This is a genomic window from Parvularcula mediterranea (genome assembly GCF_013085255.1).
Taxonomy (GTDB): Bacteria; Pseudomonadota; Alphaproteobacteria; order Caulobacterales; family Parvularculaceae; genus Parvularcula; species Parvularcula mediterranea.
This window is the reverse complement of the sequence record NZ_JABFCX010000003.1, coordinates 911,731-923,452: the sequence shown is the minus strand read 5'-3', so window position 1 is coordinate 923,452 and position 11,722 is coordinate 911,731. Positions and strand designations below refer to the sequence as shown.

At 62.0% G+C, this 11,722-nt stretch carries 14 protein-coding genes and 1 riboswitch; of the genes, 8 read left to right on the top strand and 6 right to left on the bottom strand.

Annotated features, from left to right (window positions below; genetic code table 11):
- The first annotated feature begins 51 nt into the window (after window positions 1-51).
- A riboswitch (TPP riboswitch) is annotated at window positions 52-143 on the top strand.
- The 6 genes from HK107_RS13315 to HK107_RS13290 all read left to right on the top strand — a co-directional run bounded on the left by HK107_RS13315 (window position 132) and on the right by HK107_RS13290 (window position 5,554).
- Window positions 132-995: an MBL fold metallo-hydrolase gene (locus tag HK107_RS13315; RefSeq protein WP_173200601.1), complete on the top strand. Its 864-nt coding sequence runs from the start codon at window positions 132-134 to the stop codon at window positions 993-995. It overlaps the preceding riboswitch by 12 nt.
- 12 nt (window positions 996-1,007) lie before the next feature.
- Entirely contained in the window at window positions 1,008-2,921 is a 1,914-nt protein-coding gene (thiC, locus tag HK107_RS13310) for a phosphomethylpyrimidine synthase ThiC (RefSeq protein WP_173200599.1), read from the top strand.
- A gap of 39 nt (window positions 2,922-2,960) precedes the next feature.
- Complete coding sequence (locus HK107_RS13305) at window positions 2,961-4,079, top strand: RelA/SpoT domain-containing protein (protein ID WP_173200596.1); 1,119 nt, start codon at window positions 2,961-2,963, stop codon at window positions 4,077-4,079.
- 103 nt (window positions 4,080-4,182) lie between these two features.
- A complete protein-coding gene (locus tag HK107_RS13300; protein WP_173200594.1) occupies window positions 4,183-4,443 on the top strand; it encodes a spike base protein, RCAP_Rcc01079 family in 261 nt (86 codons plus the stop codon).
- On the top strand, window positions 4,443-5,225 hold the full coding sequence (locus HK107_RS13295) for a hypothetical protein (RefSeq protein WP_173200592.1): 783 nt from the start codon (window positions 4,443-4,445) through the stop codon (window positions 5,223-5,225). The genes HK107_RS13300 and HK107_RS13295 overlap by 1 nt, the downstream gene beginning before the upstream one ends.
- Window positions 5,225-5,554, top strand: coding sequence for a hypothetical protein (locus HK107_RS13290; RefSeq protein ID WP_173200590.1), 330 nt, complete (start codon window positions 5,225-5,227; stop codon window positions 5,552-5,554). The genes HK107_RS13295 and HK107_RS13290 overlap by 1 nt, the downstream gene beginning before the upstream one ends.
- Here the strand turns inward: HK107_RS13290 and HK107_RS13285 are convergent.
- Genes HK107_RS13285 through fliF form a run of 4 tightly spaced genes read right to left on the bottom strand, consistent with a single transcriptional unit; the run spans window position 5,535 to window position 9,089 of the window.
- Window positions 5,535-6,629 (bottom strand): FliG C-terminal domain-containing protein, encoded by a 1,095-nt coding sequence (locus HK107_RS13285; protein WP_173200588.1) that lies wholly within the window; start codon window positions 6,627-6,629, stop codon window positions 5,535-5,537. The genes HK107_RS13290 and HK107_RS13285 overlap by 20 nt on opposite strands.
- Window positions 6,629-7,363: a flagellar type III secretion system pore protein FliP gene (fliP, locus tag HK107_RS13280; protein WP_173200586.1), complete on the bottom strand. Its 735-nt coding sequence runs from the start codon at window positions 7,361-7,363 to the stop codon at window positions 6,629-6,631. Before fliP ends, HK107_RS13285 begins: the two co-directional genes overlap by 1 nt.
- Window positions 7,360-7,626, bottom strand: a complete 267-nt coding sequence (locus HK107_RS13275) for a FliM/FliN family flagellar motor switch protein (RefSeq protein ID WP_173200584.1) — start codon at window positions 7,624-7,626, stop codon at window positions 7,360-7,362. Before HK107_RS13275 ends, fliP begins: the two co-directional genes overlap by 4 nt.
- The gene (fliF, locus tag HK107_RS13270; protein ID WP_173200582.1) at window positions 7,623-9,089 is read right to left on the bottom strand and encodes a flagellar basal-body MS-ring/collar protein FliF; all 1,467 of its coding nucleotides are present in this window, start codon (window positions 9,087-9,089) and stop codon (window positions 7,623-7,625) included. The genes HK107_RS13275 and fliF overlap by 4 nt, the downstream gene beginning before the upstream one ends.
- A 137-nt stretch (window positions 9,090-9,226) precedes the next feature.
- Between fliF and HK107_RS13265 the strand changes: the two genes are divergently transcribed.
- The gene (locus HK107_RS13265) at window positions 9,227-9,730 is read left to right on the top strand and encodes a flagellar basal body-associated FliL family protein (RefSeq protein ID WP_173200580.1); all 504 of its coding nucleotides are present in this window, start codon (window positions 9,227-9,229) and stop codon (window positions 9,728-9,730) included.
- An 8-nt stretch (window positions 9,731-9,738) separates the two neighbouring features.
- Window positions 9,739-10,266, top strand: a complete 528-nt coding sequence (locus tag HK107_RS13260; RefSeq protein ID WP_173200578.1) for a hypothetical protein — start codon at window positions 9,739-9,741, stop codon at window positions 10,264-10,266.
- A gap of 214 nt (window positions 10,267-10,480) precedes the next feature.
- On the opposite strand, the gene HK107_RS13255 is transcribed toward HK107_RS13260, so the two are convergent.
- Window positions 10,481-11,014 (bottom strand): carboxymuconolactone decarboxylase family protein, encoded by a 534-nt coding sequence (locus tag HK107_RS13255; protein ID WP_173200576.1) that lies wholly within the window; start codon window positions 11,012-11,014, stop codon window positions 10,481-10,483.
- Between the two features lie 149 nt (window positions 11,015-11,163).
- On the bottom strand, window positions 11,164-11,709 hold the full coding sequence (locus HK107_RS13250; protein WP_173200574.1) for a peroxiredoxin: 546 nt from the start codon (window positions 11,707-11,709) through the stop codon (window positions 11,164-11,166).
- Between the last annotated feature and the right edge of the window lie 13 nt (window positions 11,710-11,722).

Below are 11,722 nucleotides of genomic sequence, written 5' to 3'. Positions count from 1 at the left end.
AACCGCGTCTGCCTGTCCAGTTTGATTCCGGCCTTCCTAAGCGCTATCTCCATCCTCGCCGAGGGGCACCCCGCCGGGGTTGAGATGTACCCTTAGAACCTGATCCGGTTAGGACCGGCGGAGGAACGGCCATGACAGCCACTGTCGCGCAATGCCGCGCGAGATTTCAGGGCATGCGCCCATTTTTCCTATCCGTATGCGGATTAGCTGCAGGTCTCTCTGGCCTTGCGCATGCCCATCCGAAGCCCGGCGAAGCCGAAGCGCGCTATCTCGCGAATGAAGGCGTGATGGTCACCCAAGGGGACCTCAAGATCCTCTTCGACCCGATCTTCGACAATGGCTTCGGCAACTTCCCCCTCGTGCCCGAGGAGATGCGCGCCGCAATGTTCGCAGGCGAGGCGCCCTTTAGCGGTGTCGACGCGATCTTCGTCAGCCACGCCCATGGCGACCATTTCGCGGCCGCGGACACGAACACCTATCTCAAGGCCCATCCGGCTGTCCGCCTCGTTGCGCCGCAGCAGGCCATCGACTTCATGCGCGAGGCTGAAGGCTGGGACGCTTCCTTACTCGACCGGGTGACGGCTTTTTCGATGTCGCTCGATGAGGGTGCACAGACATTCGCCATCGGAGACATCAAGGTTCAGGCCATGCGCGTCGTCCACACCGGCGACTGGCCCAATGTCCACAACATGGTCTACCGCGTAACGCTCGATACCAAGGCATCGGTCATGCACCTTGGCGATGCCGATGGCTCTGAGGGCAATTTCTCCGTCCACCGAGAAACCCTTGATTCGGAGGCGACGAACGTTGCCTTCGTGCCCTTCTGGTGGCTCGACGAAGGCCCGGACGAGGCCCGCGAGCTGATGAACGCTGACGAGGTCGTCGGCATTCACGTCGCCATCGAGGTCCCCGGCTGGCTCAAGGCATCGGGCGCAGATTTCTTTGCCGAGCCCGGCGAAACCCGTATCATCACTATTTCCTCCGACCACGAATAAAGAGGTCCCGACATGAACAAGCTCAACAAGCAATCCGACTTCCAGACCCCGAAGGTCACCACCGGCCCTCTGCCGTCATCGCTCAAGCGCTATGTCCAGTCCGAGCGCTTCGAGGACGTGAAGTCCCCTGTCCGAGACATCATCCTGCACCCCTCATCAGGCGAGGCGCCGCTACCGGTCTATGACCCCTCGGGTCCCTATACGGAAGACAATTTCACCCCTGACGTCGAGAAAGGCCTCCCTGCTGTCCGCGCGCCATGGATCGCCCGGCGTGAGCAGGAGGGTTATGAAGGCCGCGACGTGAAGCCTGAGGACAATGGCGGCGCCACCGGCGACTATCTCGCGCGCGCCTTCCCCAACGTGCCGCAGCCCAAGCGCTACACCGGCAAGATCCGTACACAGCTCGAAGCCGCGCGGGCGGGCATCATCACGGAGGAGATGGAGTATATCGCCATCCGCGAGAATCTCGGCCGCAAGCAGGCTGCCGAGGGTGCTGCAATGCGTCAGGCCGATGGCGAGAGCTTCGGCGCCTCGGTGCCGGAGTTCGTGACCCCAGAGTTCGTCCGTGACGAGGTCGCCTCTGGCCGCGCGGTGATCCCGATCAACATCAACCACCCCGAAGCCGAGCCGATGATCATTGGCCGGAACTTCCTTGTGAAGATCAACGCCAATATCGGCAACTCCGCCGTGACCTCTTCGGTTGAGGAAGAGGTGGACAAGATGGTCTGGGCCACCCGCTGGGGCGCGGACACGGTGATGGACCTCTCCACGGGCAAGAATATCCACAACACCCGCGAGTGGATCCTCAGGAACTCGCCCGTCCCCATCGGCACCGTGCCGATCTATCAGGCCCTCGAGAAGGTGAACGGCATCGCCGAGGACCTCACCTGGGAGGTCTATCGCGACACGCTGATCGAGCAGTGCGAGCAGGGCGTCGACTATTTCACCGTGCACGCAGGGGTCAGGCTTCCCTACATTCATCTGACCGCTGATCGTGTCACGGGCATCGTCTCCCGCGGCGGCTCGATCATGGCCAAATGGTGCCTTGCTCACCACAAGGAGAGCTTCCTTTACACCCACTTCGCCGAGATCTGTCAGATCATGCGCGACTATGACGTGACCTTCAGCTTGGGTGATGGCCTGCGCCCTGGCTCGATCGCCGATGCCAATGACCGTGCGCAGTTTGCAGAGCTTGAAACCCTCGGTGAGCTGACGAAGATCGCCTGGGACCACGGCGTGCAGGTGATGATCGAGGGCCCCGGCCACGTGCCGATGCACAAGATCAAGGAGAACATGGACAAGCAGCTGCGGGAGTGCGGCGAGGCGCCGTTCTACACCCTCGGGCCGCTCACCACGGACATCGCGCCCGGCTATGACCACATCACCTCAGGGATCGGCGCGGCGATGATCGGCTGGTTCGGCACGGCGATGCTCTGCTATGTGACGCCTAAGGAGCATCTGGGCCTGCCCGACCGGGACGATGTCAAGGTGGGCGTCGTGACCTACAAGCTCGCGGCCCACGCCGCCGACCTCGCCAAGGGCCACCCCGCGGCAAAGCTCCGCGACGACGCGCTCTCCCGCGCGAGGTTCGAGTTCCGCTGGGAGGACCAGTTCAACCTCTCTCTGGACCCCGAAACCGCCCGCGACTTCCACGACCAGACCCTGCCGAAAGAGGCCCACAAGACGGCGCACTTCTGCTCCATGTGCGGCCCCAAATTCTGCAGTATGAAGATCACCCAGGACGTCCGCGACTACGCAGGCGGCCTCAGCGACAATGAAAAGGCCGACCTCGAAGCCATGTCCGAAAAGGAGCGCCAGCGCGGCATGGAAAAGATGAGCGAAAAGTACGCTGCGGTCGGAGGAAAGCTCTACGTGGCTCCGGAACGGGTTGAAGAGGAAAAAGTCACCGGCCCAGATCACCAGTAAGCCATATATTTTGGGCAACTAAGCGAATCAGAGAAGGTCATGAGGGAAGATGATGGGAAGCGTGAATTGGCAAAAACCGCCACTGGAATTGTACCCCTCTACTCCCGGTCTCGCGTCGACCGGGCGGGCGACGCAATCCGCAAGGGTTCTTCGTCGGTAGAGGACCGGTTGGTTCTCGAAAACTGGCGGGGAGCCCACGCCCACGTCATCAACACGTTTCAAGCAACTCTGCGACGAAGAGCAAAAGGGACGAGCGCCGTTGTTGGTCAGCGGCTCAAACGACGTCCGACCATCGTCGATAAATTGACCCGGCAGCCGCAAATGCAACTCTCACGGATGCATGATATTGCGGGCTGCCGGGTGATCTTCGACACGGTTGAGCAAATGTTGGACTTCCGCGAGGAGTTCAACTCGTCGCGCGCGAAACACGACCGGCTGACGGCTCATAGGGACCAGTTCAATTATCTCCATCGCCCTAAGCCGACCGGCTATCGGGGTATCCATGACGTTTACAAATACGAGGCTTATCAACCATCAGCAGCGGCTTGGAATGGCCTTCGTATCGAAGTACAGTTTCGAACCCGTGTCCAACATGCGTGGGCGACAGCGGTAGAGATTGCTGACCTTCTCACTCGGAGCAGGGGAAAATTTAATCAAGCGTCGCAAGAGTACCACGACTTTTTTGTTGCCTGCTCTGAAATACTTGCGCGGACAAAAGAGAACTCCGTTTCGTCGTGGTGTGGCCGAGAAGATACAGACCTACTTAGAGAGTTCCGTAGGCTGAATGCAGCTACTAGCCTCCTTAGAATTTTGCGGCGGTCTAATGAACGCATCCCACAAATCCCATCGCGGATCGTCGGCGGTGGTCTCAACACGATTCTGGTATATCCATTCGAAGACGATGGAAAGCTCCAAGGCTTCGGCTTCCGGAACATGCGAGTAGCAATAAAGCGCTACGAAGAGTTAGAACGCCGGTACGACGGCCAAGCTGATATCGTTTTGGTGCGCGCCGGAGACTTGAAAGCCCTCAAGCGTGTCTTTCAGAACTACTTCACTGATGCTACCGACTTTGTCCGCTACGTCGACGCCGGGGTAAAGAAGTTGCAGGTGCAAAATGTTGCTCGAAGTGGTCGGAAGATAGGCAGCAAAGCAAACTAACTTGAAGTAGATAGCGTGCTGCGCGAGCACTTTTAGTGGTGACTTATCCCCGCCCGTCCCGCACCCCCTACCATCCCGGTCTGTAGCTATACGGACCGATGCCATGACCGATCTTACCACGCTTCAGCCTGGGCTTGAGAGCCCGCCGAGCCGCGGGTTTTCTGTGACGCCTTCTGACGGGAGTGACCTTGCCCTGCCTATCCGTGGGCTGATGGTTGCCTCGGCGGGGGATGTCGCGCTTGTCACCACGGGCGGTGACAGCGTGACCCTGCCTGCGCTCCAGCCGGGTGTTCAGTATGCGGTGCTGGCCAGCCGCATCCTCGCCACGGGGACCAGTGCCACCGGGATCGTCGGCCTCGCGTGATGCGCCTTGGCCTGACCCACAGCCCCGGCGCGCGCTACCCCCTGGGCGCGCCCGTGGCCCCGCCGCCTCCGCCCCCCGCTGAGCCCCAGCCCTTCGACGGGGGAGAGGCAGGCTTCTGGCTCGACCCCTCGGACTTTTCCTCCATGACCATCGCCCGGGACGGCACGGGGCCAGCCCCCGCCATCGGCGACGTGGTCGGACGGATGCTCGACCGCTCAGGCAACGGCCTTGACGCCGTCGCCCCCTCCGACGCGGCGAGGCCCCGGCTGGAGCTTGTGGGCGGCAAACCTGCGCTGGCCTTTGACGGGGTGGACGACGTGCTCGTCATCAATGGCGCGACCTTCGGCGCGGCCTTCTCCGTGGTCGCAGGGCTTGACCCCATCGCCCACGGCACGGTGATTGGCAACCGGGACGGGATCAACCCCGACCTCAGCGACATGCTCTCCATAGGGACCAAGCTCGCCACCAAATATCCGCTTGCTGATGGAAGCTATCACCGCACCGCCGTCCTCAGGATCGCTGGCCCGCAGATCTCTATCGTCAAATTCGGGGGCGGCTTCTGTGACGCCACGGTCGAAGGCGGCCAGCAGAAGGTGGAAGCCCTCGCCGCCACGCCTGCCGTCCGCTCCACCCCTGCCTATCTCGGCGCGGTGGACGGCGTCGGGAGCGCTGCGATGCAGATGAACCTGTTCGGCCTTCTTCTTTACACAGACCAGGTGATTGATGCGGCGGAGGAGACCCTGGCCCGCGACTGGGTCGCAGAGAAGATGGGCGTGTCCTGATGAGCTATTCCCACTCGGTTGTCCTCATCGTGCCCCAGCAGCACAAGGCTGACGCAGAAGCCTTCGGCCTGTCGATCGGTAATTCGGGGGCGGAGTATAACGTGCCGCTGTCTACGGATGGTGCCGAGCCTGCGACGCACTACGCGCTCCATGCCTTCGCGTCGGAGAGGTTTCTTGATGAGCTGTCAGGGAACGGTCAGGGTGGGCAGGAGGCCTTCGCTGCCCTCAACGCCGTCATGACGATCAGTGTTCGGCCGTCTATGACCGGCCACTTCGGCGACGTTCTCGCCGCTGAGGGCCTTCAGCGGGTCATCCCTTTGGAGGCTTGAAGGCGAAGCGGTCCTCCTCCGCCCAGTCAACCAATGTCTGCATCAAGAGCGCCTGCGCCTCCTCGCCTTCCTCGCGCGAGACGGCCGGGCGCTCCCGCACGCGTTCACGGATCATCTCGGCGAGCCGCTGCGAGATACAGCTGAGGAGAAACTCAGCGACGGGAACCTCCGTCTCAAGAGCAAGCTTGAGCGCCCGGTCGGTGACTTCGTCATCCATCTCCCGGAAGAGTGCGGGGACGATCGTCTTCGGCAACCGCTCGGGCAGGGTCGAGAAGCGCAGGACGTTCGGCGCGAGCTGTTCATGGGCAGCGGGTGCCGCCTGTTCGATGCCCTTCATCAGCGCCGCTTGCCGCCGCGGCTGCATTGCGTTGAGGAGCGCCGAGGTCCGGGTCAGCATCGCCTTCGTATCGAGGCCGACGCTTTCAAGCCGTGAGGGAGCACGCTGCCGTAGGGTCTCCGCGATAGCGTCGTACGTATCCTCCGTAGGCGCATGTTCTCCAAGGCTAATGAGCAAGATGCGGGCAGCTGTCGCATCATCGAGGCTACCAAGCACCGCCACCGCTGAGTCCCGGGAAAGCCGCGACAGGACCGCGGCGACAAGCCCTGGCCGCTCCCCTTGCAGGAGCGACACAGCCTTGTCCGGCGACAGAGCGGCGACGTAGCGCCAGACCTCCTCGGGCTCCGCCCCCTCCGCAATGCTTCCGGGATCGGCCAGGGGTTCGTCCTCCTGATCAGGACCGGGCAGGGCTGGGAGTTCTTCCTGGCTTGAGAAGAGCCGGCGGAGAGAGGCCGCGCGCTTTGTCCCTCCACTGATTACTGGCAGGTCGCCATCGAGCGTGGCATTGAACGACCTGACGACCGAAAGCATCTCCGCCTGATCCACCATATCGAGGCGTTCATAGGCGTCGAGTGCCCGGTCCAGCCGTCCTTCATCGAAGTAGGCGGCAACAGCCTTGGCTGTTTCAGGCTCGAGGAGCGACAGAATGATGGCGGCAGTCTCGGGCGATCCCTTCGCGACAGGAAGGTTCGTGGGCTGAGCAGCGGACTCTTCAATGGGCGCGGCAGTAGCGGACATCAGGCATATCCTCTCAACAGGGCTTCGGTCATCGCGACCCACCCGTCTGCAAGGACGAAGAAGGCGAGCTTGAACGGGAGGGCGACGACAGCGGGCGGGACCATCATCATGCCCATGGCCATCAGGACCGAAGCGACGACGAGGTCGATGACGAGAAACGGCAGGAAGATCGCAAAGCCAAGCTGGAAGGCTCGGGTGATCTCCGAGAGCATAAAGCTCGGTACTAGGACGGTGAGCGGCGCAGTCTCGACACTCTCTGCAGGACGGCCAACGGCGTTGGCGAGGCGGAAGAGCGTATCCTCCTTCACCCGACCCGCCATGAAATCCTGAAGCGGTTCGGCGGCGAGGGGCGCGGCCTCGAGCTCAGTGATCTCCCCATCGAGGAGCGGTTGGAGTGCATCCGTCCAAACATCCGTGAACACTGGCTCCATGATGAAGAAGGTCAGGAAGAGCGCGAGGCTGGTAAGCATCATGGTCGGCGGCGCGGACTGAAGGCCCAGCGCCTGACGGAGGAACGAGAAGATGATAGCGATGAAGGGAAAGCAGGTCACCATCATCAAGAGCCCCGGCGCGATGCTCAGCAAGGTGACGAGCAGCACCGTCGGGATAACAGCGTTCCGGAGGCTGATGGTTCCGGAGAGGAAGCCTTCGACTTCAGGCGAGACCGTTGCAGCGGCGTAGGCCGGCGTAAAGAGGAGCGTCAAGAGAAAGAGCGCAATGGCGGCGAGCCTCATCTGTTAGGCTCCGTCATCTCGGTGATCTTAAGCGAAAGGCTTCCATCGCCCTCCGGATCCTCCAGCACTCCGCGGGCAACCACATGGCCGTTGGCGCAGAGCTCCAGCGGGCGAGCAGCGCTTTCTCTCAGAAGGATCGTGCGACCAGGTTCAAGGGTGCTGATTTCCTCAAGAGAGATCTCGCCAGTCCCTACACGGACGGAAAGCTCAAGATCGATGCTGAGAGCAGGGCGTTGCGCGTTCTGGGCTTGGGTCTTGCTCATGCTGAGGCGTCCTTTGGTTTGAGCCATGAATTGAGGATCGCGGCAGCAGCTTCGGGCCTCTCGCCCGCCCGGCTGCGAAGGAGTGCGAGGGGGTCCTCCTGGCCTGCCGGGACGAATTGGCCTTCGCCTTGGGCAAGCTGAAGGTCGCCGAGATAGACATCGTCAGGCGCTGTCTCCTCGATAGAGAGATCCGGCTTCTTCCTGCGGGTCAGGAATGCGGCACCCGCAGCCAGCGCGAGGAGCGCCGCGCCGCCGCCGAGCCAGAGGAGGGGCGGAGCGCTCCCGTCTGTCGCCGCACCCGTGCTGCTCGCGCCCTCGGCGAACGCTGGCCGAGAGAAAGGCAGGGAGCGGACAGTCACGACATCGCCGCGGGTCTCATCGATCCCTGTGGCCGCCCGAACGAGCGCATCGAGCGCAGCCAGTTCCTCGGCGTCCCGCGGAGTGAAAGAGCCGTCTTCCTGCTGCAGATCGTTGACGAGAACGGCAACGGTCACGCGCTCAACATCGCCGGGGAGGATTTCCACCATACGGTCAGTGCTGCCTATGGCGAATTTCGTCTCTTCACGGAGTTCCCGTGTTTCCTGACGGCTCTCGGCATCGCCTGTCTCGCCGTCTGGTAGGTCGGAAGCAATCGTGACCGCGCCGTCGGCGTTGGCCTCGTTGCTGCTGCGTTCATCGCGGATGCTTTCGGAGACCACACCCTGAGGCGTGAAGGCCCTCTCCTGAAGCTCTTCCCGGCGGCGGTTGATATCAACTGACGCTGTGACCCGCGCATTGCCGACCCCGACCCGTGCTTCGAGCAGGTTGAGCAAAGCTGCCTCGATGGCCTCGGCCTCCTTGCGGCTGGCGGGACTGCCATCAGCTTGATCAGCAGACAGAAGGCCGCGGGCGGTATCGATTACCGCAACTTCCGTGGCCGCGAGCCCCGGAACGGCGAGGGCTGTCAGGTAACGGATGGCCTGAACCTGCCGGTCGCCAAGGCCGCTCGGGACAGAGAGAGTCACAGAAGCCGTTTTCTCACTCCGGCGCCGGGAGAAGGTCGAGGCATCTCCCGTGCCGATATGGACCCGCGCAGCCTGAACGCCGGGCATTGTCATCAAGGTACGGGCTATCTCGCCCTCCTTGGCGCGCCAATAGGTGGCGGAGAACATTTGCGAGGTGGTCGAGAAGCCATCGAGTTGGTCAAGGAGTTCGTAGCCCTGCGCTTTCGGTGCAGGGAGATTCTGCTGGGCGAGCATGAGGCGCAGGCGGTCGCGGTCCTCTGCAGGGACATAGATACCGCTGCCGTCCACGGAGTAAACAACACCCTCCGCATCAAGAGCAGCGATCAGCTCGCCTGCAGCCTGAGGATCGAGCCCGGCGTAGAGAAGCGCCTCATCGCGGCTTCCCGTCATTGTCAGCATCAGGACCAGCGTCGCAGACAGCGCAGCGGCACCAGCGCCTGCTACGAGCTTCTGCCTCAACGTTAGGGACCCAGCCTTTTCCTTCAAACTCTCGAACACATTGCCCTCCACAATCGAAGGTTGAGCTAGCGAAGAATTCGTTAAGAGAGTGTTTACCTGTGGTTGCAACAAGTTCCCCATATCGCAAGGGGACGGATATGAAGGATGATGATCTCTTTCCGCAGGCGGAGAAAAAGAAGGGCGGCCTGTCGCGCTTCCTTGTGCCCGCGGCTGCTGCGGTCGTGATCGGCATTGGTGCCGCGGTTGGCATGAGATTTCTCGGCCCCGATGCCGTGCCCTCCGCGTCAGCCGGCGAGGCGCCTGCCAAGAAGCCGAAGACGTCGAAGAAGGGCAAAGCGGCCAAGGAGCAACTCCTCAAGCTCGAACCCTTCGTCATCTCGCTGAACGCCAGCAATGGCCGAACACGTGCGGTGCGTATGCGCTTTGCCGTTGCGGTGGAGGTGACCGATGCAACGGCGGCTGAGCCCATGCGCCTTCCGCTCCGCAATGCGATCCTCGAAGGTGCGTATACGGTGGACCCCGCGACACTGAGCGGCGGTGAGGGCCTCAGCGCCTTGAAAGAAGCGCTGGTGCCCGCAGCGAAAGACATACTCGGCGGCCAGTTCCAGACACTGCTCGTGACTGACTTCGTCCTGATTTGAGAGAGACCATGCCTTTTGATCTTTACGCAGACGCATTCGTCCTGATGGCGGCCCTTGGCGCGGCGCTCTACTGCCTCAAGCTTCAGAGGACGCTGAAGAAAATGCAGCGGACGGAGAGCGGTATAGGCGCGGCGCTCACGACCCTGGCGCAGGCGACGGAGGCATCTTCGGCTGCCGTCGAAGACTTGCGCGAGCAACTCCAGGGAGCGGTCCGAGAGCTCGATGAGCGCGCCTACGCCCTCAAGGACAAGCGTGTGGAAATCGACGACCTACTCGACACGATGGAGGGGCAGATGGTCCGCCACCTGCGCCAGTGTGAAGAAGCACGTACCCTGACGGAAGACGCCATCACCCCGCTCATGCGACGCGCCGAGCTTGAGATTCAGGCGCTGTCGAAGGCCCTCGAAGTCTCGGCCCGGATGAGCAAGCTGAACCGCGACAACCCGCACGAGAGAGACGATCATCATGACCGCAGCCGCCCGGCCGATGCCCATGACACAGCGAGCAATCCGTTCCTCAAGGCGGTGGCTCTCTAGCCTGCCGGTCCTCTGGATCCTGACTCTGTTCCTGCTTCTTGGTGCTGTGCCCCGGGCGGCTGGGCCGCTGGGCATGGCCGAGCAGCTGATCGCGGGGGAGAAAACGATCTCCTTCCGGGCGCCGTTCACGATCGGTGACCCTGAAACGAAGGAACCCTCCTCCAGCGTCAGCCAGAAGAGGGTTCCTCAGTAAACGGTCATTGAGTGGGACGTGTCAGCCTTCGAGGGCTGTTTCCGCGCCGACGATGACGCTGGCGGCCTGAACCACAGAAGCGATGCGCACGGCGGTCTGGATCTGCTCAGACGTCAGGCCCGCCTTGCGGACGATCGCCTCGTGGCTGTCGACACACATGAAGCAGCCATTGATCGAGGAAACGGCCAGAGACCAGAGCTCGAAGTCGACCTTCTCGACACCGGGGTTGCCGATGATCGTCATGCGGAGCTTCGCAGGCATGGTCTTGTAGACCTCGTTCCCCGCCTCGTGGCCGAAGCGGTAGAAGACGTTGTTCATGGACATGATGCCAGCAGCAGCCTTGGCGGCGGTGAAAGCCTCTTCGGAGAGCTTCTCTTTCGCTTCGGCGGCGATCGCCTTGATCACGTCAGGGTTCCGGCCTGCGATGGCGCAGGAGAGGAACGTGCCCCAGCGCTTCTGCTCATCCAGCGAGTCATCACTGGCGAGGTTGCCGAGGTTGAGTTTGGTGTCTTTCGCGTAGGCAGGGAGCTGCTCACGCAGGGCGTCGAGCGACATGCGGACCTCCATCGAAATTGTGGTCAGGGAAGAAAAGGAAGCGTTGGTCCGGACATCAGGGCAGGGGGGGAAGGTATCCGGACCAACGCTTCAAACCGAGTTCGCTAAGGGGCAGGGCAGGTGCGAACAACGGTCATGGCTTCAAAGGCTTAGAGCGTGTCACCACCCAGAGGGCGGTTGCAGGGACAGAGCTCGTCCGTCTGAAGTGCATCGAGAACGCGCAAAGTGTCCTGAGGGTTCCGGCCCACGTTCAGATTATTTACATAAACGTGCTGGATCACGCCGTGCGGATCGACGACGAAGGTCGCGCGCAGCGCAACGCCTTCTTCCGAGCGGATGCCGAGGCCGTCGACGAGGCTGCCGGTGGTGTCTGCAAACGACCAGGCCGGGTGCTCGTTGAGGTCGGGGTGATCACGGCGCCAAGCGAGCTTACAGAACTCGTTGTCCGTCGAACCGCCGAGGACCACAGCATCGCGGTCTTCGAATTCGCTGGCCAGACGGCCGAACTCGGCGATCTCGGTCGGGCAGACGAAGGTGAAGTCCTTCGGGTAGAAGAAGATGACCTTCCACTTACCTTCGAAGCTGTCCTGGGTGAGGTCTTCGAACGCGCTCTCGCCGTTCTGCTCATGCTGCATAAATTTCGGCTTCACACCGACAACTTTGAAATCGGGAATGCGGTCACCAACACCAAGCATGCGTATCTCCAAA

Coding starts and splice junctions, on each gene's coding strand:
- HK107_RS13295 (WP_173200592.1), top strand. CDS start 4,443: ATGCGCCTTGGCCTGACCCACAGCCCCGGCGCGCGCTACCCCCTGGGC.
- HK107_RS13300 (WP_173200594.1), top strand. CDS start 4,183: ATGACCGATCTTACCACGCTTCAGCCTGGGCTTGAGAGCCCGCCGAGC.
- HK107_RS13305 (WP_173200596.1), top strand. CDS start 2,961: ATGAGGGAAGATGATGGGAAGCGTGAATTGGCAAAAACCGCCACTGGA.
- HK107_RS13250 (WP_173200574.1), bottom strand. CDS start 11,709: ATGCTTGGTGTTGGTGACCGCATTCCCGATTTCAAAGTTGTCGGTGTG.
- HK107_RS13290 (WP_173200590.1), top strand. CDS start 5,225: ATGAGCTATTCCCACTCGGTTGTCCTCATCGTGCCCCAGCAGCACAAG.
- HK107_RS13265 (WP_173200580.1), top strand. CDS start 9,227: ATGAAGGATGATGATCTCTTTCCGCAGGCGGAGAAAAAGAAGGGCGGC.
- HK107_RS13275 (WP_173200584.1), bottom strand. CDS start 7,626: ATGAGCAAGACCCAAGCCCAGAACGCGCAACGCCCTGCTCTCAGCATC.
- HK107_RS13260 (WP_173200578.1), top strand. CDS start 9,739: ATGCCTTTTGATCTTTACGCAGACGCATTCGTCCTGATGGCGGCCCTT.
- HK107_RS13315 (WP_173200601.1), top strand. CDS start 132: ATGACAGCCACTGTCGCGCAATGCCGCGCGAGATTTCAGGGCATGCGC.
- fliP (WP_173200586.1), bottom strand. CDS start 7,363: ATGAGGCTCGCCGCCATTGCGCTCTTTCTCTTGACGCTCCTCTTTACG.
- thiC (WP_173200599.1), top strand. CDS start 1,008: ATGAACAAGCTCAACAAGCAATCCGACTTCCAGACCCCGAAGGTCACC.
- HK107_RS13285 (WP_173200588.1), bottom strand. CDS start 6,629: ATGTCCGCTACTGCCGCGCCCATTGAAGAGTCCGCTGCTCAGCCCACG.
- HK107_RS13255 (WP_173200576.1), bottom strand. CDS start 11,014: ATGTCGCTCGACGCCCTGCGTGAGCAGCTCCCTGCCTACGCGAAAGAC.